The 25,707-nt window shown below is 60.7% G+C and carries 24 protein-coding genes, 1 pseudogene and 1 riboswitch; of the genes and pseudogenes, 15 read left to right on the top strand and 10 right to left on the bottom strand.

Annotated elements, in window-relative coordinates:
• Position 1: 1 nt before the first annotated feature.
• Positions 2 to 589, bottom strand: coding sequence for a response regulator (locus tag AC0L37_RS10995; RefSeq protein ID WP_473312864.1), 588 nt, complete (start codon positions 587 to 589; stop codon positions 2 to 4).
• Positions 582 to 1,547, bottom strand: coding sequence for a two-component system sensor histidine kinase NtrB (locus AC0L37_RS11000; RefSeq protein ID WP_473312866.1), 966 nt, complete (start codon positions 1,545 to 1,547; stop codon positions 582 to 584). The genes AC0L37_RS10995 and AC0L37_RS11000 overlap by 8 nt, the downstream gene beginning before the upstream one ends.
• A 221-nt stretch (positions 1,548 to 1,768) precedes the next feature.
• Here AC0L37_RS11000 and AC0L37_RS11005 point away from each other — a divergent pair, with 221 nt between their 5' ends.
• Positions 1,769 to 3,061: an NAD(P)/FAD-dependent oxidoreductase gene (locus AC0L37_RS11005; protein WP_282221122.1), complete on the top strand. Its 1,293-nt coding sequence runs from the start codon at positions 1,769 to 1,771 to the stop codon at positions 3,059 to 3,061.
• A gap of 58 nt (positions 3,062 to 3,119) precedes the next feature.
• Here AC0L37_RS11005 and AC0L37_RS11010 read toward each other — a convergent pair whose 3' ends face one another.
• The gene (locus AC0L37_RS11010; RefSeq protein WP_269369663.1) at positions 3,120 to 4,037 is read right to left on the bottom strand and encodes a helix-turn-helix domain-containing protein; all 918 of its coding nucleotides are present in this window, start codon (positions 4,035 to 4,037) and stop codon (positions 3,120 to 3,122) included.
• A gap of 105 nt (positions 4,038 to 4,142) precedes the next feature.
• Here AC0L37_RS11010 and AC0L37_RS11015 point away from each other — a divergent pair.
• From AC0L37_RS11015 to iolB, 12 genes and pseudogenes are all read left to right on the top strand, one after another.
• Positions 4,143 to 5,418 (top strand): annotated as a pseudogene (locus tag AC0L37_RS11015) (ABC transporter substrate-binding protein).
• A 167-nt stretch (positions 5,419 to 5,585) separates the two neighbouring features.
• The gene (locus AC0L37_RS11020; protein WP_212659172.1) at positions 5,586 to 6,416 is read left to right on the top strand and encodes a carbohydrate ABC transporter permease; all 831 of its coding nucleotides are present in this window, start codon (positions 5,586 to 5,588) and stop codon (positions 6,414 to 6,416) included.
• Positions 6,413 to 7,231 (top strand): carbohydrate ABC transporter permease, encoded by an 819-nt coding sequence (locus tag AC0L37_RS11025; RefSeq protein WP_282221121.1) that lies wholly within the window; start codon positions 6,413 to 6,415, stop codon positions 7,229 to 7,231. Before AC0L37_RS11020 ends, AC0L37_RS11025 begins: the two co-directional genes overlap by 4 nt.
• 11 nt (positions 7,232 to 7,242) lie before the next feature.
• A complete protein-coding gene (locus AC0L37_RS11030) occupies positions 7,243 to 8,331 on the top strand; it encodes an ABC transporter ATP-binding protein (protein WP_212658366.1) in 1,089 nt (362 codons plus the stop codon).
• 69 nt (positions 8,332 to 8,400) lie between these two features.
• Positions 8,401 to 10,407, top strand: coding sequence for an aldo/keto reductase (locus AC0L37_RS11035; RefSeq protein ID WP_473312870.1), 2,007 nt, complete (start codon positions 8,401 to 8,403; stop codon positions 10,405 to 10,407).
• A gap of 506 nt (positions 10,408 to 10,913) precedes the next feature.
• A riboswitch (FMN riboswitch) is annotated at positions 10,914 to 11,056 on the top strand.
• Positions 11,057 to 11,162: 106 nt separating this feature from the next.
• Positions 11,163 to 12,140, top strand: coding sequence for a DMT family transporter (locus AC0L37_RS11040; RefSeq protein WP_282221120.1), 978 nt, complete (start codon positions 11,163 to 11,165; stop codon positions 12,138 to 12,140).
• A gap of 203 nt (positions 12,141 to 12,343) precedes the next feature.
• Positions 12,344 to 13,186, top strand: coding sequence for a MurR/RpiR family transcriptional regulator (locus AC0L37_RS11045; RefSeq protein ID WP_269369656.1), 843 nt, complete (start codon positions 12,344 to 12,346; stop codon positions 13,184 to 13,186).
• Between the two features lie 119 nt (positions 13,187 to 13,305).
• Positions 13,306 to 15,231, top strand: a complete 1,926-nt coding sequence (locus AC0L37_RS11050) for a bifunctional 5-dehydro-2-deoxygluconokinase/5-dehydro-2-deoxyphosphogluconate aldolase (protein ID WP_282221119.1) — start codon at positions 13,306 to 13,308, stop codon at positions 15,229 to 15,231.
• A gap of 86 nt (positions 15,232 to 15,317) precedes the next feature.
• Positions 15,318 to 17,162, top strand: a complete 1,845-nt coding sequence (gene iolD, locus AC0L37_RS11055) for a 3D-(3,5/4)-trihydroxycyclohexane-1,2-dione acylhydrolase (decyclizing) (protein ID WP_282221118.1) — start codon at positions 15,318 to 15,320, stop codon at positions 17,160 to 17,162.
• A gap of 19 nt (positions 17,163 to 17,181) precedes the next feature.
• Entirely contained in the window at positions 17,182 to 18,099 is a 918-nt protein-coding gene (gene iolE, locus AC0L37_RS11060) for a myo-inosose-2 dehydratase (protein WP_282222986.1), read from the top strand.
• An 80-nt stretch (positions 18,100 to 18,179) separates the two neighbouring features.
• A complete protein-coding gene (locus AC0L37_RS11065; protein ID WP_282221117.1) occupies positions 18,180 to 18,428 on the top strand; it encodes a hypothetical protein in 249 nt (82 codons plus the stop codon).
• On the top strand, positions 18,370 to 19,173 hold the full coding sequence (iolB, locus tag AC0L37_RS11070; RefSeq protein ID WP_282221116.1) for a 5-deoxy-glucuronate isomerase: 804 nt from the start codon (positions 18,370 to 18,372) through the stop codon (positions 19,171 to 19,173). The genes AC0L37_RS11065 and iolB overlap by 59 nt, the downstream gene beginning before the upstream one ends.
• Before the next feature lie 87 nt (positions 19,174 to 19,260).
• On the opposite strand, the gene iolG is transcribed toward iolB, so the two are convergent.
• The 7 genes from iolG to AC0L37_RS11105 all read right to left on the bottom strand — a co-directional run bounded on the left by iolG (position 19,261) and on the right by AC0L37_RS11105 (position 24,631).
• Positions 19,261 to 20,298, bottom strand: coding sequence for an inositol 2-dehydrogenase (gene iolG, locus AC0L37_RS11075; RefSeq protein WP_282221115.1), 1,038 nt, complete (start codon positions 20,296 to 20,298; stop codon positions 19,261 to 19,263).
• Between the two features lie 101 nt (positions 20,299 to 20,399).
• Positions 20,400 to 20,855, bottom strand: a complete 456-nt coding sequence (locus AC0L37_RS11080; RefSeq protein WP_212658374.1) for a MerR family transcriptional regulator — start codon at positions 20,853 to 20,855, stop codon at positions 20,400 to 20,402.
• A gap of 24 nt (positions 20,856 to 20,879) precedes the next feature.
• Positions 20,880 to 21,191 carry an integration host factor subunit alpha gene (locus AC0L37_RS11085; RefSeq protein ID WP_212658375.1) on the bottom strand — a complete coding sequence of 104 codons (312 nt, stop codon included), beginning with the start codon at positions 21,189 to 21,191 and terminating at the stop codon, positions 20,880 to 20,882.
• Positions 21,192 to 21,434: 243 nt separating this feature from the next.
• Positions 21,435 to 22,412 carry a beta-ketoacyl-ACP synthase III gene (locus AC0L37_RS11090; RefSeq protein ID WP_269369646.1) on the bottom strand — a complete coding sequence of 326 codons (978 nt, stop codon included), beginning with the start codon at positions 22,410 to 22,412 and terminating at the stop codon, positions 21,435 to 21,437.
• Positions 22,409 to 23,479: a phosphate acyltransferase PlsX gene (plsX, locus tag AC0L37_RS11095; protein ID WP_212658377.1), complete on the bottom strand. Its 1,071-nt coding sequence runs from the start codon at positions 23,477 to 23,479 to the stop codon at positions 22,409 to 22,411. Before plsX ends, AC0L37_RS11090 begins: the two co-directional genes overlap by 4 nt.
• Positions 23,480 to 23,558: 79 nt before the next feature.
• Complete coding sequence (locus tag AC0L37_RS11100; RefSeq protein ID WP_282221114.1) at positions 23,559 to 24,107, bottom strand: YceD family protein; 549 nt, start codon at positions 24,105 to 24,107, stop codon at positions 23,559 to 23,561.
• On the bottom strand, positions 24,104 to 24,631 hold the full coding sequence (locus AC0L37_RS11105) for a ubiquinol-cytochrome C chaperone family protein (RefSeq protein ID WP_282221113.1): 528 nt from the start codon (positions 24,629 to 24,631) through the stop codon (positions 24,104 to 24,106). Before AC0L37_RS11105 ends, AC0L37_RS11100 begins: the two co-directional genes overlap by 4 nt.
• 168 nt (positions 24,632 to 24,799) lie before the next feature.
• On the opposite strand from AC0L37_RS11105, the gene AC0L37_RS11110 reads away from it, so the two are divergent.
• On the top strand, positions 24,800 to 25,249 hold the full coding sequence (locus tag AC0L37_RS11110; protein WP_212658380.1) for an outer membrane protein assembly factor BamE: 450 nt from the start codon (positions 24,800 to 24,802) through the stop codon (positions 25,247 to 25,249).
• 63 nt (positions 25,250 to 25,312) lie between these two features.
• On the top strand, positions 25,313 to 25,699 hold the full coding sequence (locus tag AC0L37_RS11115; protein WP_212658381.1) for a putative immunity protein: 387 nt from the start codon (positions 25,313 to 25,315) through the stop codon (positions 25,697 to 25,699).
• Positions 25,700 to 25,707: the final 8 nt, after the last annotated feature.

Genomic DNA, 25,707 nt, shown 5'->3' on the forward strand with positions numbered 1-25,707 from the left:
GCTAGCTCTTGAGCGCTGTGTCGATGGCATCCGCCAGATCTGCCAGACGGTATGGCTTGCGCAGGATTTTCAGTTTCTCGCCATGCTCGGGGGCGTCCCGCGACATCTCCTCGGCATAGCCCGAGGTCAACAGCACCGGCATGCTGGGATATAGCGCCTGCACCTTGGCGCGCAGCTCGAAACCACTCATCCCCCCGGGCATCACCACGTCCGAGAACAGCAGATCGGCCAGCTTTCCCGAAGCGAGCAGTTCGATGGCTTCGGCGCCGCTAGCTGCTGAAATGACGGTATAGCCCAGTTGCGTCAGCCGGGTCACGGTGAGCTTGCGCACCCGCTCATCATCCTCAACCGCCAGAATGGTCTGACCTGCCCCAGCCAGCGCCTCCAGCTCGGAGTCAGCGACAACCACGGGCTCAACCCTGTGACGGGGCAGGAAAATGCTGACAATCGTGCCCTTGCCCGGACCGCTATCGATGGTCGCCAGTCCACCAGACTGCTTGGCAAAGCCGTAGATCATGGAGAGCCCCAGACCGGTGCCGCGCCCCTGTTCCTTGGTGGTAAAGAAGGGCTCGAAGGCCCGTTCACGCACGGATCTCGCTCATGCCCTCGCCCGAATCCGAAACGGTCAGGCGAACATAATCACCGGGAGAGAGACCATCGAGCTGCTGGCCCATCTCCTCGTCGACCACCGCATTGCTGGTCTCGATGACCAGCCGTCCGCCCTCGGGCATGGCGTCGCGGGCATTGACGGTCAGATTGACGATGGCACTTTCAACCTGTGAAGGGTCGACCCGCACCGGCCAGAGGCTGGGGGTCAGTGCATTGGAGAGATAGATCGTCTCACCCAATGTGCGGTGCAGCATGTCTGTCAGCCCGAGCACGAAGCTGTTGAGATTGATGCTCTCGGGCTCAAGATGAGAGCGGCGGGCAAAGGCCAGCAACCGCGTGGTCAGGCGCGCGCCAAGATCGGCAGCATCAAGCGCTTCGGTGGTCAATTCGCGCTGCAGCGGAGTGGTCAGCTTGCCTTCAAGCATTTCGAGATTGCCGATGATCACCGTCAGCAGATTGTTGAAATCGTGGGCGATGCCCCCGGTCAACTGTCCCATGGCTTCCATTTTCTGGGCCTGGCGCAGCGCCAGTTCGGTCGCCTTGTGCGCAGACAGGTCGTGGATGATGCCGGTGAAATAAGTACGGCCATCCATCTCGAATTCGCTCACCGCCAGATGCATGGGGAAGAGCGAGCCGTCGCTGCGTCGCCCACTGACCTCACGGCCAATGCCGATGATCCGGCGATGGCCGGTCGTACGGTAATTGTGCAGATAGCCGTCATGTTCGGCATGGTAGGGCTCGGGCATCAGGAAATGCACGTTGCGGCCGAGAAACTCTTCCGGACTGTAGCCAAACAGCCGCGCTGCGGCCGGATTGACGGTGGTGATGTGGCCGTGGTCGTCGATGGTGATGATCCCATCGACTGCTGATTGCAGGATCGACTGCAGCTTGCGGGCCTGCCCGAGCAGCGAGGAATTCAGTTCGTTTTCGTCGGACACTGCAGACACACCATGGTTAGGACTGTCCCGAGTCCTAACCATGCCGCCTGCCCTGCACAAACGAAAAGGGGTCGCAGACGCGCCCGGCCAAACGCTCACACCCTTGATGCAGGTCAAAAGGGTGCGCGTCGCGATTTGTTAGGCTGGGACATTAGCGGGATGGCCCACCTGCGCGTGGCCTGCCCACCACACGAGCTTCACGCTCGTTCAAGGAGGATACAATGGCACATGTCGTCGTACTCGGCGCCGGTCTCGGCGGCACAATCATGGCCTATGAGCTGCGCGATGCGCTGGGGTCAGAGCATCAGATCAGCGTCATCAACAAGGGGCCGGAATACTCGTTCGTTCCGTCAAACCCCTGGGTTGCTGTAGGTTGGCGCGACCGGGACGCGGTAACCGTTGATCTGGCGCCGGTTTTCGCCAAGCGCAATATCGACTTTCACCCGCAGGGCGCCAAGCGGCTGCATGCCGCCGAAAAGCGCGTCGAACTCACTGATGGACAGTCGATCAGCTATGACTATCTGACCATTTCGACAGGTCCGGAGCTGGCCTTTGACGAGATCCCCGGATTTGGTCCGGAGCACTTTACCCAGTCGGTCTGCCAGATCGATCATGCATTGCAGGCCAAACCGGCCTTTGATGCGCTGGTGGCCAATCCTGGTCCGGTGGTAATTGGCGCCGTTCAGGGCGCGTCGTGCTTCGGCCCGGCCTACGAATTCGCCTTCATTCTGGAAAAGGCACTGCGCGACGCCAAGGTGCGGGATCGCGTGCCGATGACCTTTGTCACCTCGGAACCCTATGTCGGTCATCTGGGGCTGGACGGGGTTGGCGACACCAAGGGCATGATCGAAAGCGCCATGCGCGACCGCCATATCAAATGGATCTGCAACGCCAAGGTCGACAAGGTCGAGGATGGCAAGCTCAGCGTGTCCGAAATTGCCGAGGATGGCTCAGTCAAACAGGCCCATGAACTGCCGTTTGCCTATTCAATGATGTTGCCCGCCTTCCGCGGCGTCGAGGCGGTCCGTGACATTGAGGGGCTGACCAATCCGCGTGGCTTCATTCTGGCTGATAAATATCAGCGCAATCCCGCCTTCCCCGAGATTTTCTCGGTGGGGGTCTGCGTTGCCATACCGCCGGTCGGCAAGACGCCGGTTCCCGTCGGTGTGCCCAAGACCGGGTTCATGATCGAATCCATGGTCACGGCCACGGTGCAGAACATTGCCCGACTGATCGCCGGCGAAGAGCCCAATGCGGTGCCGACCTGGAACGCCATCTGTCTCGCCGATTTCGGGGATTCCGGCATTGCCTTCGTCGCCCAGCCGCAATTGCCACCGCGCAATGTGAACTGGTCCTCGGAAGGCAAGTGGGTGCATCTGGCCAAGGTCGGTTTCGAGAAATACTTCATGGGCAAGATGCGGTCGGGACAGTCCGAGCCGTTTTACGAGCATCTGGCTTTGCAGGTGCTGGGCATCGACAAGCTCAAGGCGGTCAAGACCGAGCCTGCGGAGTAGCGCAACGCGCTGCCGACGAAATGCAGAACGGCGCCCGCGGGCGCCGTTTTATGCGAGCCTAGTTTACCGAACCGCTGGAATGGGCGCGGATGACGCCGGGGACGCTGGGCCGGCACCGCACATCACGCCGGAAATCGGTGGGCGACATGCCGGCAATCTTGCGGAATGACTTGTTGAATGCACTGAGTGAACCAAAGCCGCTATCCATGGCAACCTGCAGCACATTTGCGTCTTCCTGCATCAGCAATGCCTGGGCGTAGCTGAGCCGCATCAGATTGACATAGTCGTTCAGCGTCATCCCGGTGGATTTCTTGAACACGTTCATCGCGTATTTGGGGTGGATGTCGGCTGCGGCGGCGATATCGCCAGAATCAATATCCTCGCGGAAATTGTCGGCGATGAAGTCACAGATGCGCACCACGATAGGCGAGGAATGGTGATCCAGTCCCTCGACGGCGCTGACGACATCGGCAGGTCCGGGCAGCAGTTCGTAAGGGTCAAAGCGGACACGCTCAATGCGCAGCAGTAGTTCGTCCACCGCCATACCCGCCTTCATCGGGTCGCCAGAGCGGGCATAATCGTTCCATCGCGCAAAATTGAGCGCATCGGATGCATCGGTTGCCTTGGTCACCAGGGTAGCGCCCTGCATGAGTTTTGACTGTACGTCCTGGGGGAGCCGGAGGCGGAAGAAATGCACCAGCGGCAGGTGCCCACCGGCATAGATCAGATCGTCCGAGGAATCGTCGAGCCAGTGGGGCAGCCCGCCCCAGAACAGAGCCATATCCCCAGCATTGAAGCGGACATCATGGCCGCTCATGCGATAGTGCGCCCAACCGCGCACGATGTAATTGACCTCGACCTGAGCGTGCCAATGGGCTCCGCGCATCACCAGTGGTGATGAATGAAACATGTGCAACTCAGTCGGTAGTCGCTCCACCCCATTGGCTTCGGGTTCGTAATACGCCCGCGCCGCCATCTTACTTTCCGCCAACTCTGCATACCTTTTGGCATAGACGCCTTGCACCAGTAGCATAGCTTAGAAAGCGCTCGTCGTAAGAGCAAACTAAAAGGGAGGACTAATATGACTCGCATCGCATCTCACCTGAGCAAGACCCTCGCCGTCGCACTCACCGGTGTCAGCATGCTCAGCGTCACCGCTGCTTCGGCACTGGAAATCACCGTCTGGTGCTGGGATCCCAATTTCAATGGCGCGACCATGAAGGAAGCTGGCGAGCGCTATACCGCCATGCATCCCGACGTCACGTTCAACATTGTCGACTTTGCCAAGGCCGACCTTGAGCAGAAGCTGCAGGCGCAGCTCGCTTCGGGCACTACGGACGGGCTGCCCGACATTGTGCTGATCGAGGACTACGGCGCACAGAAATATCTGCAGTCGTTCCCCGGCGCCTTCGAAGCGCTCAATGACAGCGTCGATTACTCTGCTTTCGCACCCTACAAGGTCGAACTGGCAACCGTGGGCGACCAGACCTACTCGCTGCCTTTCGACTCCGGCGTGACCGGCCTGTTCTATCGCTCCGACATCCTGTCCAAGGCTGGCTATGAAGCGGCAGATCTTGAAAACATCACCTGGGACAAGCTGATCGAAATCGGCCAGGACGTGAAGGAAAAGACCGGCGACACCCTGCTGCCGATCGATCCAAACGACGCTGGCTGGTTGCGCATCATGATGCAGTCGGCAGGCTCGTGGTATTTCAACGCTGATGGCAGCGTGAATATCGAAGGCAATCCAGTTCTGGAAGGCCTCGATCGAGACCTATCAGCGCCTGCTCGCCGCCGGTATCTCCAAGCCGGTTGCCGGCTGGACCGAATATACCGGCAGCTTCACCTCAGGCGATACCGCCGCCACCTTTACCGGCGTGTGGATGACCGGCACGATCAAGGCCAATGCGGATCAGTCCGGCATGTGGGGCATCGCGCCCCTGCCCGCTCTGGACGGCGTCGAGGGCGCAACCAATGCGTCCAATCTGGGCGGCTCGAGCTGGTATGTGATGTCCTCGGCCCCCGAAAAGGACACCGCCATCGACTTCCTCGCCGAAGTCTGGGGCAAGGATGCCGATTTCTACCAGAAAATCCTGGTCAATCAGGGCGCTCTCGGTTCGCTGCTCGCGGCCCGCGATGGTGAAGCCTATTCGGCCAGCGACCCCTTCTTTGGTGGTGCTGAAGTCTGGCAGAACTTCTCGAACTGGCTGGGCGCCATCCCGTCCGTCAATTACGGCATCTTCACCAACGAAGCCGACGCGGCTGTTGTTGCGCAGATCCCGGCCATCACCAGCGGTGGCAATGTCGATGAGATCATCGCGGCCATCGACAGCCAGGTCCGTCAGCAGATCCAGTAGGCTCTGATCTGATACGCCGGGGGCGGGTTTCCCGCCTTCGGCACCTAAGGTCTGGTGCAGGCGGCACAGACGGCAGGCACTGACACGGCCAAACGGCAAGCAGGGGGCAGCAGGTGGCGCAATCCAATCTGATACGACGCGAGCAGATCAACGGCTGGGCATTCATCATGCCCGCTTTGGTGCTGCTGGGTGTCTTCATGGTCTATCCCATCCTGTGGTCGCTCTGGATGAGTTTCCAGGTCGGGCGCGGGATGAATCTGAGTTTCGGCGGTCTGGCCAATATCATCCGGCTGACCCAGGACACGGTGTTTCAGCGGGCGCTGACCAATACGATGATCTTCCTGGCTGTCCAGGTGCCGGTCATGCTGGTGCTGGCCATGCTGTTTGCCAATGCGCTCAACGACAGCAGGCTGTGGGGCCGCAGCATCTTCCGCACGGCGATCTTTTTGCCCTGCGTGACCTCGCTGGTGGCCTATTCGGTGATCTTCCGCTCGATGTTTGCCCAGGATGGCATCATCAACCAGATGCTGATGGCGATCCACGTCATTGCCGACCCCATTCCCTGGCTGGCCGACCCGTTCTGGGCGCGCGTTGTGGTGATCCTGGCGATCACCTGGCGCTGGACCGGCTACAACATGATTTTCTATCTCGCCGCGATGCAGAATATCGACCGCTCGATCTATGAGGCGGCGCGCATTGATGGCGTGCCGGCCTGGGCGCGCTTCTTCTACATCACCGTGCCCATGCTCAAGCCGGTGATCCTGTTCACCACCGTGATCTCCACCATCGGCACCTTGCAGCTGTTCGACGAGGTCAATCTGATCACCCAGGGCGGACCTTCGGATTCCACGCTGACGCTGTCGCTCTACATCTACAACCTGACCTTCAAGTTCATGCCCAGCTTTGGCTACGCGGCCACGGTCAGCTACGTGATCGTGATCCTGGTGGGTATCCTGAGCTTCATTCAGTTCCTCGCGGCACGGGATAAACGCGCATGAGTAACCCCCTCGCTTTGCTCAGCCGCACCGCCACCTATGCCCTGCTCACGCTGGCGGCATTCATTTCGGTGTTCCCGTTCTTCTGGATGCTCGTGGGGGCCACCAACAGCTCCAATGACATCATTCGCGGCAAGGCCACGCCCGGCACGGCCCTGTTCGATAACATTGCGACATTTGTGAACTCGGTGGATCTGCCCCGCATCCTGTTCAACTCGTTCTTCATCGCTGGCGTGGGCACCATCGCCACGCTGATCGTGGCGTCACTGGCCGGCTATGGCTTTGAGATGTTCCGCTCGAAGGCGCGTGAAAAGGTGTTCGGGGTGATGATCCTGGGCCTGTCGATCCCGTTTGCGGCGCTGATGATCCCGCTCTTCGTGATGATGGCGAGCTTCAAGATGATCAACACCTATCAGGCGATCATCCTGCCCACCGTGGCCTCGATCTTCATCATCTTCTACTTCCGCCAGGCCACCAAGGCGTTCCCGACCGAGTTGCGTGATGCAGCCAAGGTCGACGGGCTCAAGGAATGGCAGATTTTCTTTTTCATCTACATGCCGGTGATGCGCTCGACCTATGCGGCGGCGACCATCATCGTGTTCATGGCCAATTGGAACAATTACCTGTGGCCGCTCATCGTGCTGCAGACCAATGACATGAAAACCCTCACCCTTGTGGTGGCGGGCCTGACATCGGCCTACACGCCCGATTTCGGTGTCGTCATGGTTGGTTCGATAACGGCCACCCTTCCCACCCTGATCATCTTCTTCCTGCTCCAGCGTCGCTTCGTCGAAGGCATGCTGGGCGCGGTCAAATAAGGTTCAAAACCATGAGCAGCTTGAAGCTTAGAGGCGTGCGCAAATCCTATGGCACCGTCGAGGTGATCCGGGGGATTGATCTGGATATTGCGGCCAAGGAATTCGTGGTGTTTGTCGGTCCGTCAGGATGCGGCAAGTCCACCCTGTTGCGCATGATTGCCGGGCTTGAGGCGATCACCGCGGGTGATCTCGACATCGGTGGCCAGCGAATGAACGATGTCGATCCATCCAAGCGCGGCATCGCCATGGTGTTCCAGTCCTATGCGCTTTATCCGCATATGACGGTGCGCGACAATATGGGCTTTGCGCTGCGCTTTGCCGGTGTGGCCAAGGACAAGATAGCCAGCCAGGTCGATGAAGCCGCCCGCATTCTGGCGCTGGAGCCCCTGCTGGACCGCTTCCCCAAGGAACTCTCGGGCGGGCAACGCCAGCGCGTCGCCATCGGCCGCGCCATTGTGCGCAATCCGGAAGTGTTCCTGTTTGACGAACCGCTGTCGAACCTGGACGCCGAATTGCGCGTGCATATGCGCATCGAGATCGCGCGGCTGCACAAGGAACTCAAGACCACCATGGTCTATGTGACCCATGATCAGGTCGAGGCCATGACGCTGGCCGATACGATCGTGGTGCTGCGTGATGGCATTATCGAGCAGGTCGGCAAGCCACTGGAGCTCTATGACGATCCTGCCAACCTGTTCGTGGCCGGCTTTATCGGCTCGCCCAAGATGAACCTGATGGCGGGCGTTGTAACGGCATCGGGCAATGGATCGGTTACGGTTGAGCTGACCCATCAGGGCAAGGCGCAGGTTACCCTGCCCGTCTCCGACACGCCGCCGGCTGTCGGTGCGGCGGTAACCATGGGTGTGCGGCCTGAGCACTTCGGCCTTGAAGGCGCCGGCGGCGCTGAAATGAGCGTCAACATTGACGTTGCCGAGCATCTGGGCGCGACGAGCTATATCTACGCCAACACCAAATCGGGCGAACAGATCATCATCGAGCGGGAAGAGTCTCGCCACGAGCACGATCGCGAAAGCATCACGGTCTCAATCGATACGGCCAAGGCCTATCTGTTCGACGACAAGGGCCAGCGCGTCCGCTAGCGCTGCGCCAATCAGTTTTCCAATCCCGGCGCTTGGCCGGACTACTATCCGTTACAAAGGACCATTTTCATGGCTGAGAAAATTCGCTGGGGCATTATCGGACCCGGCAGCATCGCCAAGGCGTTTTTTGGTGGCGCCAACGACTCCCGGCACGGGGTTGTGGCGGCCATTGCGACGCGCGATCCGAGCAAGCCGAACCTGGCTACAGACTTCCCCGGCATTCGCGTGGTCAAGGGTTATGACGCCCTGCTTGCCGATCCCGAGATCGACGCGGTCTATATCGCCGTACCCCATACCGGCCACGCCGAATGGGCGATCAAGGCGGCCGAAGCGGGCAAGCATGTGCTGGTGGAAAAGCCCTTCGCGCTGTCAGCCTTCGAGATCGGCGCCGTGCTGCATGCCCACAAGCAGGCAGGTACCTTTGCTGGCGAAGCCTTCATGTATCGCCTGCACCCGCAGACCGCCAAGCTGATCGAACTGCTTAAATCGGGCGTCATTGGTGACGTGCGGATGATCCAGTCGAGCTTTGGCTTCTCCATGGGCAAGTTCCAGCCCGAGCACCGCCTGTTCGCCTCCAAGCTGGCCGGCGGCGGCATTCTTGATGTCGGCGGCTATCCCGTCTCGATGGCCCGGCTGATTGCCGGCACTGCCATGGGCAGGCCCTTCGCCGATCCGGTCAAGGTGGCTGGCACCGCCAAGCTCAATGCCGAAGGCACGGATGACTGGGCCGCGGCTGTACTGACCTTCGAAAACGGCATAGTGGCGCAGGTCTCCTGCGCAGTGATGGCCAATCTGGACAATGTGCTGCGCATTCACGGTGCAGATGGCCGTATCGAGGTGCCTGACTTCTGGTTTGCCGGTGGCGACCGCACCAAGGGCGTCGGCAAGATCGACATCATCAAGGACGGCAAGACTGAAACGGTCAGCGTGGGCGAAGAGCGCCACGTCTATTCGTTCGAGGTCGATGCCGCCTCTGAGGCCATCCTCGCCAGGCGGCAGGAACTGGCTGAGCCAGGCATGAGCTGGAATGACACTCTGGGCAATGCCCGGGTGCTCGATCAGTGGCGTCGCGATGCCGGGATCGAGTTCTCGGTCGAAACCAGCGCCAACCGCGTCAACACGCTGGCCAATCGCCCGCTGGGCGCCAATCAGGGCGTCATTCCCAAGCGTTCCATTCCAGGTCTGGGCAAGCAGGCCTCGACCGTGGCGCTGGGCTTTGAGGACTTCAAGAGCTTCGCGTCAGGCGCCATCCTGCTCGACGCATTCTGGGAGCGTGGCGGCAATATCTTTGACACCGCCTTTGTCTATGGCGGCGGCTATACCGAAAAGCTCTATGGCGAGTGGCACACCAATCGCGGCACGCGCGAAGGCTCGGTGCTGATCGGCAAGGGTGCGCATAGCCCTCTGTGCTATCCCGACGTGATCGCCAAGCAGCTGACCCAGTCGCTGGACCGGTTGCAGTCCGACTATGTCGATATCTACTTCATGCACCGCGACAATCTCGATGTCCCGGTTGGCGAGTTCGTCGACGCCATGGATGCCGAGGTCAAGAATGGCCGCATTCGCGGACCATTCGGTGGCTCCAACTGGACCCGGGAGCGCTTCGACGAGGCCGTGGCCTATGCCGAACGCACCGGCAAGACCAAGCCGATGGCACTGTCGAACAATTTCGCGCTGTCCGAAATGCTGGAGCCGATTTGGGATGGCTGCGTCACCTCGGCCTCGGACGACTGGAAAAAGTGGCTGACCGACACCCAGACCACCAATTTCTCCTGGTCCAGTCAGGGCCGTGGCTTCTTCACCGACCGTGCCGGTCGCGACAAGACCGACAATGAAGAGCTGGTCCGCTGCTGGTACAATGACAAGAACTTCGCCCGTCGCGACCGCGCGATCGAGCTGGCCGAAAAGATCGGTCACAATCCGATCCATGTCGCCCTGGCCTTCGTTCTGGCCCAGCCCTTCCCGTCCATCCCGCTGATTGGGCCCCGCACGCTGGGCGAACTCGACGATAGCCTCTTGGCCTTCGACATCAAGCTGACCCCCGAACAGGTTGCCTGGCTCGATCACGGCAACTAGCGGTTCCTCCCTGCCGGCCTTCCCCCACGGGGGAAGGTCAGGTGGGAGCAACAAACCAGCTTGGCAGGCGAAAGACCGCCTTCCGGTCCAGCAAAAAAAGCCCCCAATCTTGTGCTTCTTATCCCCGTGGCCAATGGCTGCGCATATAGTTCTGTCATTGCCTGCGTCAGAGCCCAGTCATGACGAGTGATGCGCGCAGGGACTGCCGGGGATGGGAGGTCGCTCCCGTCACGCGGGGGAAATGTGTGCTGCCTCGGTCTGCAATACGGCCAGCCATGCCCGACCCGTGCAAAGCCCCGGCGTGATGGCGAGGCGGCTGTCTCACTTTCACTTTATACCCTTGGAGGCAGCCGCCTCGCCATCGCAGCTCGATAACCGCATTCAGGCGGCGCTTTCGCGCGACCAGTTTCCTCGATGGGCCAGCAAGACGCACGGTTACAGCCATGTAGCTACTTGTCGGCGCCCGGGCCCTCCCCTATGTTCGGCGCTGCGGAACGATAGTTTCGCAATGTTCTCAGGGCGGGGTGCAATTCCCCACCGGCGGTAAAGGCGGCGACGCCAAGCCCGCGAGCGCTTCGTGCAAGCGAAGGTCAGCAGATCCGGTGTAACTCCGGAGCCGACGGTATAGTCCGGATGAAAGAGAACGGGACCACGCTGGCACGCCCCGCGTCCGCACCCTTTTAAGGGCCGGGCCGCGGGCGTTGGCGAGACTTCCCGTAACCCTGAGGAAACTGGTTACGGAAAGGACTTTTGTAATGAACCACGTTTCCTCGTCTACCCAAAATAGCGCCGTCACAGGCGCCCTGTTCATGGTGGTGGCAAGCCTTGCCTTCGCCGGCACCAACGTGCTGCAATCGGCGCTGCCAACGCCGGTGGAATATGGCGGCTATGGCATGAGCTCGACCGGCATGGCGTTCTGGCAATATGTCATCGCCTCGGTCCTGGCCCTACCGCTCATCATGCGCATCGGGGTGCACAATCTGCGCACCAAACACCCGGTATTGCACGGGGTTCGTGCCTTTGTGTCGGCGCTGGGCGTACACGTGTTCGTCTACGGCTTCGCCTCGGGCGTGCCGATCTGGCAGATGGTCACCCTGCTCGCCACCGGCCCGCTCTTCATCATTCTGGGCTCAACCCTGTTCCTCGGCGAACGCGCCTCGACCGCTCGTATTGGCGCGGGCCTGGTCGGCTTTGTCGGTGCCATCATCGTCTCCGGTGTCGGCGTCGAGGGGCTCAGCGCCTATACGCTGATCCCGATTGCGGCCGCTGCGCTGTGGGCGACCACCGACGTGCTGACCAAATATCTGTCGCGCACTGAATCGCCGGAAACGCTGACTGTGTCGCTATTGGTGCTGGTCACGCCCAATCACCTGCTGATCCTGCTGGCCGTGAACGCCTTCGCCTGGCTGGCGCCGACGCTGGTCCCCAACGGGCTGGCCACCGGCTTCCCCTTCGCCCTGCCCTCCGGCACCGGGCTGTGGCTGTTGCTGCTGCTGGGTGGGTTGACGGCAGCCGCGCAATATCTGCTCAGCATCGCCTACAAGGTCGCCGACGCGACCTATCTGCAGCCATTTGGCGATCTCAAGGTGCCGCTGAGCGGTCTGCTGGGCTGGATTGTTCTCAGCCAGGCCCCATCGATCTGGTTCTGGCCTGGGTCGATCCTGATCCTGGCGGCGTCGACCTTCATTCTGTGGAATGAATCGCAGAACCGCCAGAAACTCAGCATGGCCTGATATGCCAAGGGGGTCGCCGACAGGCGGCCCTTTTTCATGCCCAGTTGTCCCCGCGCGGTGGGCATATTGTATCCTGCTGGTAACCGGTTCAACGGGGTCCACCAGGGCATCGTGTTTTATTCCACCTTTGGAACAGGCTTTCCAAAAAGACTTGAATGCTGGAGCAGTTTGGGGAAGATGGCGGCGCAATAGCGAGGACCCGCATGTCTGAAGTCACCGCCACAGCCGAGCCACCGCAGGATTTTGATGCCCTGCGCACCGCGATTATCGAGCGCAAGAGCGAATTGCCCAAGCGGTTGAGCCAGGTCGCGGCCTATGCGCTGGATAATCCCGACGAGATCGCCTTTGGCACGGCAGCCAGCATTGCCCTGTCAGCCAATGTGCAACCGTCAACGCTGGTGCGCTTTGCCCAGCATTTCGGGTTTGACGGCTTTTCCGGCCTGCAATTGCTGTTCCGCGCCCGATTGAGGGAGCGCACCTCATCCTATGACGACCGGCTCAAGGCGCTAGAAGCCGGCGACACCACAATTGCCGAGAGCACCAGCCTGCTCAACGGCTTTCTGGCTGCCGGGCACCGATCCATTGACGCCATTGCCGCCGCCGTGGATCCCGATCAGCTGGAACGTGCGGTGACGCTACTGGCAGGTGCCGACACCATTTATCTGATCGCCAAGCGCCGCTCCTACCCCATCACCAATTACATGGCCTACGCCTTTGGCAAGCTGCGGGTGAAGTGCCAGTTGGTCGGCACCTCTGCGGGGACCGATGATGACCTGCTGGCCATGGCCACACCGCAAGATGCTGCCTTCGCCATCAGTTACGCCCCCTATGCTTCTGAAAGCGCGGCGCAGGCGCGGGCGCTGGCGGCGCGCGACATCCCGGTGGTGTCGCTGACCGACTCGGCTTTCTCGCCACTGGCAGAGTGTTCCCGGGAATGGTTCGAGGTGGTCGAAGCCGACCATGCCGGTTTCCGCTCGTTATCGGCGAGCATGGCCTTTGCCATGGCGCTGACGGTTAGCATTGCGGAAAAGCGGCGCCGGGGCTGACATTCCACAAATAGAACGCGCGTTCTATATTGACGAAGCGCCGGAACCTATGTTTCATAATCGGCATCCAGATCGCTGGATGAAGACTGATTGGCCGTTGGCCGCATGGGAGGATCGCCGTGACAAACGCGCAGCCCGAACACGGGACGAAAACGCTCGATGTCATTACCATCGGGCGCGCTTCGGTGGACCTGTATGGCCAGCAGATCGGCACGCGGCTTGAAGACGTCGGCAGCTTTGCCAAATCCGTGGGCGGCTGCCCCGCCAATATTGCGGTGGGCACGGCCCGGCTGGGGCTGAAGTCGGCGCTGATCACCCGCGTCGGCCACGAACAGATGGGCCGCTTCATCACCGAACAGCTGGCCCGCGAGGGCGTTGAAACTGCCGGTATAGCCACCGACCCCGCGCGCCTGACGGCGCTGGTGCTGCTTTCGGTCGAGGCCGAGGGCGTCTCGCCCATGATCTTTTATCGCACCGACTGCGCCGACATGGCACTGGACGAAGGCGATATCGATGAAGCCCTGATCGCCTCTGCCCGTTCCATCGTGGTTACCGGCACCCATTTCTCGCGCCCCAATAGCGAAGCGGCGCAGAAAAAGGCGATCCGTATTGCCAGGGCCAGTGGCGCCCGTATTGCCTTCGACATTGATTACCGCCCCAATCTGTGGGGCCTTGCCGGCCATGATGCAGGCTTTGAGCGCTATGTCGCCTCCGACATCGTCTCGCAAAAATACCAGTCGGTGCTGCCCGACTGTGACCTGATCGTCGGCACCGAAGAGGAGGTCCTCATTGCCTCCGGTGAAGCCGACCTGCTCTCCGCGCTCAGGACGATCCGTGGCCTTTCCTCCGCTACGATTGTCTTGAAGCGCGGGCCCATGGGCTGCATCGTCTATGATGGTGCCATCCCCGATGATCTGGAAGCCGGCATCGTCGGTGAAGGCTTCCCCATCGAGGTCTATAATGTGCTGGGGGCGGGCGACGCCTTCATGAGCGGCTGGTTGCGCGGCTGGCTGAGCGGCGAGAGCCACGCCACCAGCGCCACCTGGGCCAATGCCTGCGGCGCCTTCGCCGTATCGCGCCTGATGTGTTCGCCGGAATACCCCAGCTGGGCCGAGCTCGATCACTTCATGACCAAGGGCAGCCCCAAGCGCGCCCTGCGCAATGACGACGATCTCAATCATATCCACTGGGCGACCACACGCCGCCGCGCCTGGCCAAAGCTGATGGCGCTGGCGATTGATCATCGTAGCCAGCTTGAGGAAATCCCCGGCGCGACGGAAGCGTCGATTTCCGCCTTCAAGGAACTTGCCGTAACGGCGGCGTCACGCATTGCGGATGGTCGGCCGGGCTTTGGCATGCTGCTCGACGACAAGCATGGCCGCAAAGCGCTGTTTGCCGCCGAAGCCCAGGGCTTCTGGATTGCCCGCCCCATCGAGTTGCCCGGCTCGCGGCCGCTGCAATTCGAATTCAGCCAGGACGTTGGCAGCCGGATTATCGACTGGCCGATCGAGCACGCCATCAAGGTGCTGTGCTTCTTTCACCCCGACGATCCTGCCGCGCTCAGGGTCGAGCAGATCGCCAAACTGGGTGCCGCGCACGACGCCGCCCGCAAAATTGGCCGGGACCTGCTGGTTGAGATCATCGCTGGCAAGCATGGCACGCTGGGGGATGACACCATCGCCCGCGCCATGACCGAGATCTACGATGCCGGCATTCGGCCCGACTGGTGGAAACTGGAGCCGCAAACCAGTGCTGCAACCTGGAGCGCCATCGATCAGGTCATCGAAGCGCGCGACCCGCTCTGTCGCGGCATTGTGCTGCTCGGGCTTGAAGCCAGCCATGAAGCGCTGGAAGCTGGGTTTGCCCTCGCGCACACCTCCCGGCAGGTCCGCGGCTTTGCTGTGGGGCGCACCATCTTCGCTGCCGCCGCCAAGGCATGGCTGGCGGGCTCCATGAGCGACGAAGAGGCCATTGCCGACATGGCACAACGCTTCGGCGCGCTGGTCGCGGTGTGGGAACGTCTGGGCGATCACAAACCGGCCTGACATCCCTGCCCGCACCGTCTGGCTGTGATAGGCTTGGACACAATGACATGCAGGCGCCCATGGCGCCGACGACAAGGACTGAGGCGATGAGCCAGAACACCGTTCGACTGACAATGGCCCAAGCCGTGGCCCGTTTCATGACCATGCAGAAGACCGAGATCGACGGCGAAATCGTGCCGATCTTCGGCGGCGTGTTCGCGATCTTCGGGCACGGCAATGTGGCTGGTCTGGGCGAGGCGCTGCACGGCGTCAAGGATACGCTGCCCACCTATCGGGCGCAGAATGAGCAGGGCATGGCCAATGCCGCCATTGCTTATGCCAAGGCAAGCTTCCGCCGTCGCTTCATGGCCTGCACCAGTTCGATCGGCCCAGGGGCACTGAACATGGTCACCGCGGCCGCTTTGGCACATGTGAACCGGCTGCCCGTGCTGCTGCTGCCCGGTGATGTGTTTGCCAACCGCCTGCCCGATCCCGTGCTGCAGCAGGTCGAAGATTGGGGCGATGGCAGTGTCACCGCCAATGATTGCTTCAAGCCCATCAGCCGCTATTTCGACCGCATCACGCGCCCCGAGCAGATCATGCCCGCCCTGCGCCGGGCCATGCAGGTGCTGACTGATCCGGCCGAATGCGGCCCGGTGACGCTGAGCGTGTGTCAGGACGTGCAGGCCGAGGCCTATGACTATCCCGAAAGTTTCTTTGCCGAAAAGATCTGGGGCGTGCGCCGCCCCATGCCGGATGGCGATGAGTTCGCCAATGCCGCAACCGCGCTGATCAAGGCCAAGAAGCCGGTGATCATTGCTGGTGGTGGCGTGTTGTATTCTGAGGCTAGCGCGACGCTGCGCAGCTTTGCCGAGCGCTATGGCGTGCCGGTGCTGGAAACTCAGGCCGGTAAGTCCAGCCTGCCCCATGATCACACGCTCAATATGGGTTCGGTCGGTGTTACCGGTACGGCGGCGGCCAATACGCTGGCGGAAGAAGCCGATGTGGTTCTGGCGATCGGCACACGGCTGCAGGATTTCACCACCGGCTCGTGGGCCCTGTTCAAGAATGACGATCTCAAGATCGTCGGGCTGAACGTGCAGGCCTTTGATGCGCACAAGCATCGCGCCCTGCCCCTGGTTGCCGACGCCCGCGCCGGTCTTGAAGCGCTCAATGCAGCCCTGACAGGCTGGCAGGCCGACCCCGAATGGACCGACCGCGCCAAGGTCGGCAAGGAAGACTGGCTCAATGCCGCTGCCGAGGCGACCGCAACCACCAATGCCGAACTGCCATCGGACGCTCAGGTTATCGGTGCAGTGCAGCGGGCGCGCGAGAACGCCACGCTGGTCTGCGCGGCGGGCGGCTTGCCCGGCGAGTTGCACAAGCTGTGGAAGGCCGACCAGCCCGGCAGCTATCATATGGAATATGGCTTCTCGACCATGGGCTACGAGATTGCCGGCGGTCTTGGCGTTAAACTGGCTCGCCCCAATGACGATGTCATCGTCATGGTTGGCGATGGCAGCTACATGATGATGAACTCGGAAATTGCCAGTTCGATCATGCTGGGCGCCAAGCTGACCATCGTGCTGCTCGACAATGCCGGCTATGGCTGCATCAATCGGCTGCAGATGGCGACCGGTGGTGCCAACTTCAACAATCTGTTGAAGGACACCCACCATGTCACTCTGCCGGGAATCGATTTTGCCGCGCATGCTGCTGCGATGGGCGCTGCCTCGCGCAAGGTCGCTTCGATTGCCGAGCTCGAAACAGCCCTGCAGGAAACCGAAAGCACTGACCGCACCACGGTGATCGTGATCGATACAGATCCATTGATCACCACTGATGAAGGTGGTCACTGGTGGGATGTTGCGGTGCCCGAGGTTAGCGCCCGGCCAGAAGTAAACGCGGCGCGCGCAGAGTATGAGACCGCGCTCAAGCAGCAGCGGTCGTAAGGGAATTCAGACGATGAGCATGAAAGCCAAACTCGGCATGTCGCCGATTGCGTGGTGGAACGACGATCTTGTTGAACTCAGCGATGACGTATCGCTGGAGGAATGCCTGCGTCAGTCGCGCTCGGCCGGGTTCACCGGCATGGAAAAGGGCCGGCGTTTTCCCGATGATCCTGCGGTAATGCTGCCCATTCTCCAGGCGGCCGATGTCACGCTCTGCGGCGGCTGGTTCTCAGGCACGCTGGTCGATGAAGACCTGGCGACCAACAAGGCGCGCATTGCGCCAATGATCGAGCTGTTCAAGGCAGTCGATGCGCCCTGCATCGTTTATGGCGAAGTCGGTCGTTCGGTACAGGGTGACCGTTCGCGTCCTCTCAACACCAAGCCCAGGCTCGACGATGACGAGATGAAGGCTTATGGCCGCACGCTCACCGCATTTGGCGAATGGTGCGCCGAACAGGGCATGCCTCTCTCCTACCATCATCATATGGGGGCCGTGGTTGAGACCGAAGCTGAACTTGATACCTTCATGAGCCATTCTGGCGAGGGCATTCCCCTGCTGTTTGACGCCGGTCATCTGGCGTTTGCGGGCGGCGATGTGCTGGCCGCGATCGACAAGCACCACAAGCGGATCAACCACGTCCACGTCAAAGATGTGCGCATGGGTGTCATCGATGCCCTCGACCGCAGCCGTCAATCCTTCCTCGATGCCGTGGCGCTGGGCGCCTTCACCGTGCCGGGCGATGGCTCGCTGGACTTTGGCGCGATCGTGCAGAAGTTCGCGGACTATGGCTATGAGGGCTGGTTTGTTGTGGAGGCCGAGCAGGACCCCAAGGCCAACCCGCCTCTGACCATGGCCCAGCTTGGTTACAAGGAACTTATGCGCGTCATGACCAATGCCGGTTACACTGTGGAAACACAGGGCTTTCCGAAGGGCTGAGTTGTGCCCAAGGGGTGAGTTTTGCCGCCGCCATGTGCTACATCCAATCCGTTGGGATTGCAGAGTGAAGGCAGGTTGGCGTGCAGAAAAATGACATAAGCTGGTTTCGGCCGCTTTGGCGCCGCGTTGCGGTAACAGTGTTTCTGGCGATCTGGGTCGTCTGGGAGCTGTTCTGGACCCAGGACCAGTTCTGGGCCTTTCTCGTAGGCGCGGCCCTGGCCTATTCGCTCTATAATTTCTTTTATGCGTTTCCCAAGGAGGAGCCCGATAATGGCGACCAATCCGAACCTCCGCGTCCGCCCGAAGGGGATAACGGGCCAAGTTCATAACGTAACCCCGGCTAATGCCGGCTGGACCTATGTGGGGTTTGCCCTGCACAAGCTTGGCGCTGGCGACACCGCCGGCGGCGACGCTGGCGAGCAGGAATTGTGCCTGGTGCTGGTCGGCGGCAAGGGCAAGTTCACCGTAGACGGTGTAGACTTTGGCGAGTTGGGCGAGCGCATGAGCCCGTTCGAAGGCGCGCCTTGGGCAGTTTATCTGCCCAGGGGCAGTAGCTGGACTGTGGAAGCGACAACACCACTTGAACTGGCAGTATGTGCAGCCCCCGGTGGCGGCGACTACAAGGCCCATGTCATCAAGCCGGGGCGGCACCCGCAGGTTACCCGCGGCAAGGGCGCCAATGTGCGCCACGTCTATAACATCATGCCCGAAGATGACGGCGCGGCGCATTCGCTGCTGGTTGTCGAGGTCATCACCCCGCAGGGCAACACCTCCTCCTATCCGCCGCACAAGCATGATCAGGACAATTTGCCCCACGAGAGCATGCTCGAAGAGACCTATTTCCATCGTCTGAAGCCGCAGCAGGGCTTTGCCATGCAGCGCGTCTATACCGATGATCGCAGCCTTGATGAGGCGCTGGTAATTGAGGATGGCGATGTGACGCTGGTGCCCAGGGGCTATCACCCCGTGGCGACGACCGCGGGCTATGACCTCTATTATCTCAACGTCATGGCAGGCCCCAAGCGCGTGTGGAAATTCCACAACGCGGCCGAGCATGAGTGGCTGCTGAAATAGGTACTCCACGGCAGTGCAAGTTCGCATGAAAATAGTCGCCCTCGGGCTCGACCCGAGGGTGACTAGTTGGTAGCGCAGATGAGCGAATTACCGCCCCTGAAAGATCGACCGATCAGCCATCACGCCGGTGACTTCACTCACCTTGACGGTGCGGCCTTCCTTGACCGATTTGACCGCCGCGTCGGCCAGTGCCAGCGCGATCAACCCGTCGATACCGCTCGGTGATGCTGGAGATTTTGATTCCACAAAGTCGATGAAGGCACTGATTTCATGGGCATAAGCATCGAGATAGCGGGTCATGAAGAAGTCGTGCAGCGGTGGGCGCGTATAGCCACTGGCATTGGCGACTTCGATCGAGACCGGGCGCTGGTTTTCCGCCGAAACCGCGCCTTTGGAGCCATGCACCTCGATGCGCTGGTCATAGCCATAAGTGGCGCGGCGCGAGTTCGAAATGGTGGCGTGCTTGCCGGTGGCGGTCTGGAGCATGACCGAGGCGCTGTCGAAGTCCCCTGCCTCGCCGATGGCCTTGTCGACCAGCACCGAGGCCTGAGCGGTCACGGATTCGATCTCCTCGCCCAGCAGATAGCGGGCCATATCGAAATCGTGGATGGTCATGTCGCGGAAGATACCACCAGAGCGTTTGATGTAGTCCACAGGCGGGGCACCGGGATCGCGCGAGACGATGGTGACCATCTCAACGGTGCCGATCTCGCCCTTGGCGATCACGTCGTGCACGGCCTGAAAATGGGGATCAAAGCGCCGGTTGAAGCCAACCATGAGCGTGGCGGCCTCGGCGTCGACCACCTTGAGGCAGGCCTTGACCCGCTCGACGTCAAGATCGATGGGCTTCTCGCAGAAGACCGCCTTGCCGGCACGCGCAAACTGTTCGATCAGCTCGGCATGGGTATCGGTGGGGGTGCAGATCACCACTGCATCGATGTCATCGGCAGCCAGAATCTGCTCAATACTACGCACCGCGCAGCCATATTGGCCGGCAAGATCGCTCGCCGCCTTCTCGAAGGCATCAGCAACAGCAACCAGCTTGGCCTTGGAATTGGACGACACAGCATTGGCATGCACCTTGCCGATGCGGCCAGCGCCCAGCAGGCCGAAACGAACAGTCATGGGAAGTCTCCTGCAACAATAGAGAGCGATGCAACACATCAACCGTCATATTGTCAATTCAGAACATACATTCCATTTAGATCGGAAACCCGGCGTTGCGTTCACGCTTCGCGTGCGCGCTCCAGAATGCGCTTGCACTCGAGCAGTTCACGCATCACCTGAGACAGCTTGTCCCGGGATTCCTGATCAAGGCCAGCATTGGCCTGCATCATGGCGTCTTCGATCTCGGCCTCGTCACCAGCGGCTTCGGCTTCCTCGATCATGGGCAGGATATCATCGATCGACTTGCCCTCGCCTACGGCGATGACATAGCGGCTGCCCTGATCCTTGATGATGCGCTGCACACCCTTGATGGTAAAACCCTGATCATAGAGCAGGTGACGGATGCCGCGCAGCAGCAGAACATCGTCGGGACGATAGTAGCGGCGACCACCGCCGCGCTTAAGCGGCTTGATCGTGTTGAAGCGAGTCTCCCAGAAACGCAGGACATGCTGTGGCAGGTCCAGTTCCTCGGCGGCTTCAGATATTGTCCGGAATGCGTCTGGCGACTTGTCCACGAAGGCTGAGACTCGCTGGATGGCTTATTTTCCAGTCACAACCATAGATTTGTTGATCTTGGACTTCAACACGTTGGACGGTTTGAACACAAGAACCTGCCGGGGCAGGATCGGGACCTCTTCGCCCGTCTTCGGATTGCGGCCGATGCGCTCGTTCTTTGAGCGCACCTGGAAGGACCCGAAGGAAGAAAGTTTGACATTGGACCCCGAAATCAGCGCATCGCCGATCAGTTCCAATACCCGCTCTACCAATTCAGCTGACTCGGTTCTGGACAGGCCGACCGTGCCGTAGACCGCTTCGGCGAGATCCGCCCGCGTTACCGTCTTTTGCGTCATTCGAAACCCCGTGTTGTCCGAATGGCTGGGCTCCTCGGGCGGAACAATCGTTACCATCCCAGTCTTTTGTGCGGTTCAACTGGACCTGCCAAAGGTCGCGCCAAACCGCAGAAACCCGTCCTTCCAGTCAGCGCAAACGCGCCGCACAAACCCCTCATGCGGCAGAATTTTGCACCGTGTCCTCCACTAGAAAATGACACTAACGCCTTGAAACACCTAAGGTCAATCGGGCTGCGACGGCGTCTACCAACGAATGAGGGTAGCGCCCCAGGTGAAGCCACCACCCATGGCCTCGAGCATGACCAGATCACCGGACTTGATGCGCCCGTCGGCAACAGCAACGCTGAGCGCCAACGGCACCGAGGCCGCCGAGGTATTGGCGTGTTCGCCCACGGTCATCACTACCTTCTCAGGCGGCAGGCCAAGCTTGGCCCCTGCCCCTTCGATGATCCGCCGGTTGGCCTGATGGGGCACGAACCAGTCGAGGTCGTCCACGGTATAGCCAGCCTTGTCGAGCGTGTCATAGACCACGTCGGTGATCTTGCCGACGGCGTGGCGGAACACTTCCTTGCCCTGCATGTGCACATGGCCGGTAGTGCCGGTGGTGGACGGACCGCCATCGACGTAGAGCTTGTCCCAGTGATGGCCATCAGAGCGCAGTGCTGAGGCCAGAATGCCCTGTTCAGGCGCATCGTCTGCCAGTTCGGCCTTTTCGAGCACAACCGCACCGGCGCCGTCACCAAACAGCACGCAGGTGGTGCGGTCGGTCCAGTCGAGCAGGCGCGAGAATGTCTCGGCCCCGATCACGAGAGCCCGCTTGGACAGATCGTTCTTGATGTAGCTATCGGCGGTGACCATGCCATAGACGAAGCCAGAACAGACCGCCTGCAAGTCGAAGGCCATGCCGTGATGCATGCCCAGCTTCATCTGTACCAGCGTGGCCGCTGATGGGAAGGTGTAGTCGGGCGTGGTGGTGGCAACGATGATAAGATCAATGTCGTCGGGCGTCACGCCAGCTGCCGCCATGGCGCGCTTGGCGGCCTCGACTGCCAGATCTGACGTGTACTGGCCCTCAGCAGCGATATGGCGCTGCTTAATGCCGACCCGCTGCTGGATCCATTCGTCAGAGGTGTCGACCCGCTTGGCCAGTTCGTCGTTGGTGAGGATTTTCTCAGGCAAATAGCTGCCGACACCACGGATGATGGAACGCGTCTTGGTCACGCCGGTTTTGCCTCGGATTCTGCATCAGCTGCGACAGGTGCCGCTTTGATAGGGAAACGTTTCATGGTCTCGTCGATCTTGGCGACAAGATTGCTGCGGGCCATGCCATAGGCCAGATTCAAGGCGCTTTTGTAACCGACTTCGTCGGTACCACCGTGCGATTTGATCACAATGCCATTGAGCCCCATAAACACACCGCCATTGACGGTGCGTGGGTCCATGCGCTTGCGCAAGGCGTTCAGTGCGGACGTGGCAAACAGAGCACCAATACGGCTCATCAGGTTCGACTTAAGCGCCGTGCGCAGATAGGAGCCAACCTGGCGGGCGGTGCCTTCGGCGGTCTTGAGAGCAATATTGCCGACAAAACCTTCGGTCACCACAACGTCCACGGTGCCCTTGCCGATGTCATCGCCTTCGACAAAGCCGTGATAGGTGAATCCCGATCCGCTGGCATCACTGAGAATGCGACCGGCTTCCTTGATGGATTCGAGACCTTTGACCTCTTCGGTGCCGACATTGAGCAGACCCACGGTGGGCGACTCATCGTCGAACAGGCAGCGCGCTAGCGCCGAACCGAGAATGGCATAATCGACCAGTTGCTGGGCATCTGCGCCAATGGTGGCGCCCATGTCGAGCACGACAATATCCTTGCGCAGCGTCGGCCAGATGGCCGCGATGCCGGGACGGGCAATGCCCTCCATCGGTCGCAGGCAGAAGGTGGCCATGGCCATCAGCGCGCCCGTATTGCCGCCAGAGACGGCGACGCTGGCCTCTCCGTCCTTGACGGCCTGGATGGTCATCCACATCGAGGAGGTGCCACGCCCCTTGCGCAGCGCCTGGCTGGGCTTTTCATCCATGGCGATCACTGTTTCGCAGTGGCGCACCGATGAGGCTGACTTGAGTGCGGGGAATTCGTTGAGCAGCGGATCGATCTGCTCCTGCCGCCCGTGAAAGATGAACCGCGCGTTATTGTGCTCCTTGAGGAGCAGGTCGGCGCCGTGGATAACCGCGCGGGGGGCGTTATCGCCGCCCATGGCATCCACTGATAGAGTAATTGTTTCGATCATTTCCGCCCGTTTTCCGCCTAATCGGCAGGCCTGCGAGACATATCCCATCGGGGAGTCGGTGCAAGCCCCGCCGCTGGTGCTACTGATCAATGTCGGTGGACTTCTTGAGTTTTGTCAGTGCAGCGAACGGCCCGGAGGCCTCGCCATCGACATTCAGCCCCAGAGATTCGACACTTTCGCCGGGACGACGCGGATAGGGATCGATGGCCAAGCCGATGGTTTCGATCAGCAATGCGCTCAAATCGACCTCGGGTCCGTCAATGTGATCGGGAAAGTCGTCGTCCTCAAGGTCGACAAAAACCTCAGATCCGGGCGTGGCAACCTTTTCGGTGTCCTGTGGCAGAAACACCCGGTCAATTGCTTCTTCGATATCCTGATAGACAGGCTCAAACGACACCACAGAGGACTGAACGACGCGCGCGCTCAGGTGGCCGAGGGCACGGATACCGCCGCGCAGCGGTGTGACGGTGAGGTTGGCGTCGAAAGCTTCAACAGCATCAACCTTGAGAATTTGCGCCAGTTCAGCGCGCTTTTGCGCATCAGTGGCGACCTTGACCGAGCGTCCCGAAGCGGGGAGACGGTCAATGCGCACGATCGCGTCGAGTATGGGGGCGTCGGACTGGCTCATTGCGGGCTCTCAAACTCAATAGTGCCCTTTGTTATGGCATCAGCGGACTGGCGGGACACGGCTGCATCCTGACGCAGTAGATAGGCAGCCATAGCCTCGACGTGACTGCCTTCGGCTTCGTCATAAATATTGCGCGACAATACGCTTTGCAGTGCGACCAGATCATGGCGATCCATCGCATCAGACAAGGCAGCAAGCAGACCGAAGAACACGTTGCCCATCTTCTGGATGCGCTTGGGAACGCCGAGATCGCCGACCCCCATCTCGCGCAATGATCTGTCCATATCCTTGAAAAACAGATCAAAAACGGCCTGACTAAAATCCTTATCCGTGCTGGCCTCGGCACGAAGCCGGCGGAACAGCAGGGCCATATGCAGGCTGATCATGTCGAAGCGACCGGTGACGGTGTCAGGCACCTGCCATTCGGCGTAGAAATGGGGCTGCCGGGATTGCGCCACAATGGCGCTATAAACGGCGTAAACCGGTTCGGTGGCGGTATTCTTGCGGAACAGGTTGAGTATCATGGGGTTGCGCTCAGCTTCGTGGTCGGCCTAACACCCGGGCAAAACGGCCCATCGGACCATTGCCAGCTTGCCAGACGGGCAGATTGGCAGCTACACATTCCGGCGGCTGAAGCGTTTGCCGCGTTGTGGTCGTGCCTATAGTCGAGAGCCATCGAGAAAGTCAAATTCATGTCCCTGCGTTCCGTCTCCGGTCCATTTGCGCCAATCGCAGCCGCTGTCGTGATCGCGGTCGCGTTGGGAGCCTGCACCAGCAGCACCTCGCTGGTGAGCTCGCGAACCCAAGGCTATGAGATTTCCGAGAGCGCTCAGGCCCAGATTCGCCCCGGTCAGAGCCAGAAACTGGTCAGCCTTGTGCTGGGCTCTCCGCAGTCGACCAATACATTTGGTGACCAGTCGGCCTGGTACTATGTGGAGACCAAAATTCGCCAGACCGCGTTCGGCATGAGCATGATCGACTCGCGCACAGTCCTGGCGGTCTATTTCGACAAGAACAAGAAAGTGGTCGACAAGGCCGTCTATACGCTTCAGGACGGCAAGACCATCGCCATGGAAACACGGCGTACGCCATCATTTGGCGAAGACCGCACCTTTATCGATCAGATCCTGCAGTCGTTCTAGACCGGCTGCGCAGAGATATCGAAGGCCCCGGGAGACCGGGGCTTTTTGCTTTTGGAGACACAGATGCAGCACAATACCAAGCACCACAAGGCGATCGCCAGCTGGGCAGCAGACTGCGCCGAGCGCGTCCTGCCCCTGTTTGAAGCCGCAAAGCCAGGCGATTCCCGTCCCAAGGCGGCAATTTCAGCAGCACGACGCTGGGCGAGCGGCAAGATAACCATGGCAGAAGCCCGCAAGGCCGCCGTTGCCGGCCATGCTGCTGCACGCGATGCGGGTGATGCGGTGGCCCGCGACGCGGCCCGCGCCGCAGCGCATTCAGCTGCGACCGCTCACGAGCCGAGCCATGCTCGCCACGCCGCCAATTACGCCATCAAAGCGGTAATTGCGGCCGGTGGCGATGATCTTGCTGAAGAGAAATGGCAGGACGAGAAGGCGCCCATGCCGCAATAGGCCCTGCC

The organism is Devosia sp. J2-20 (genome assembly GCF_055808475.1).

Bases quoted from the DNA above. Each gene is read 5' to 3' on its own strand.
- AC0L37_RS11005 (WP_282221122.1), top strand. From the start codon at position 1,769: ATGGCACATGTCGTCGTACTCGGCGCCGGTCTCGGCGGCACAATCATG.
- AC0L37_RS11010 (WP_269369663.1), bottom strand. From the start codon at position 4,037: ATGGCGGCGCGGGCGTATTACGAACCCGAAGCCAATGGGGTGGAGCGA.
- AC0L37_RS11020 (WP_212659172.1), top strand. From the start codon at position 5,586: ATGCCCGCTTTGGTGCTGCTGGGTGTCTTCATGGTCTATCCCATCCTG.
- AC0L37_RS11025 (WP_282221121.1), top strand. From the start codon at position 6,413: ATGAGTAACCCCCTCGCTTTGCTCAGCCGCACCGCCACCTATGCCCTG.
- AC0L37_RS11030 (WP_212658366.1), top strand. From the start codon at position 7,243: ATGAGCAGCTTGAAGCTTAGAGGCGTGCGCAAATCCTATGGCACCGTC.
- AC0L37_RS11035 (WP_473312870.1), top strand. From the start codon at position 8,401: ATGGCTGAGAAAATTCGCTGGGGCATTATCGGACCCGGCAGCATCGCC.
- AC0L37_RS11040 (WP_282221120.1), top strand. From the start codon at position 11,163: ATGAACCACGTTTCCTCGTCTACCCAAAATAGCGCCGTCACAGGCGCC.
- AC0L37_RS11045 (WP_269369656.1), top strand. From the start codon at position 12,344: ATGTCTGAAGTCACCGCCACAGCCGAGCCACCGCAGGATTTTGATGCC.
- iolD (WP_282221118.1), top strand. From the start codon at position 15,318: ATGAGCCAGAACACCGTTCGACTGACAATGGCCCAAGCCGTGGCCCGT.
- iolE (WP_282222986.1), top strand. From the start codon at position 17,182: ATGAAAGCCAAACTCGGCATGTCGCCGATTGCGTGGTGGAACGACGAT.
- iolB (WP_282221116.1), top strand. From the start codon at position 18,370: ATGGCGACCAATCCGAACCTCCGCGTCCGCCCGAAGGGGATAACGGGC.
- iolG (WP_282221115.1), bottom strand. From the start codon at position 20,298: ATGACTGTTCGTTTCGGCCTGCTGGGCGCTGGCCGCATCGGCAAGGTG.
- AC0L37_RS11085 (WP_212658375.1), bottom strand. From the start codon at position 21,191: ATGACGCAAAAGACGGTAACGCGGGCGGATCTCGCCGAAGCGGTCTAC.
- plsX (WP_212658377.1), bottom strand. From the start codon at position 23,479: ATGATCGAAACAATTACTCTATCAGTGGATGCCATGGGCGGCGATAAC.
- AC0L37_RS11100 (WP_282221114.1), bottom strand. From the start codon at position 24,107: ATGAGCCAGTCCGACGCCCCCATACTCGACGCGATCGTGCGCATTGAC.
- AC0L37_RS11105 (WP_282221113.1), bottom strand. From the start codon at position 24,631: ATGATACTCAACCTGTTCCGCAAGAATACCGCCACCGAACCGGTTTAC.
- AC0L37_RS11110 (WP_212658380.1), top strand. From the start codon at position 24,800: ATGTCCCTGCGTTCCGTCTCCGGTCCATTTGCGCCAATCGCAGCCGCT.
- AC0L37_RS11115 (WP_212658381.1), top strand. From the start codon at position 25,313: ATGCAGCACAATACCAAGCACCACAAGGCGATCGCCAGCTGGGCAGCA.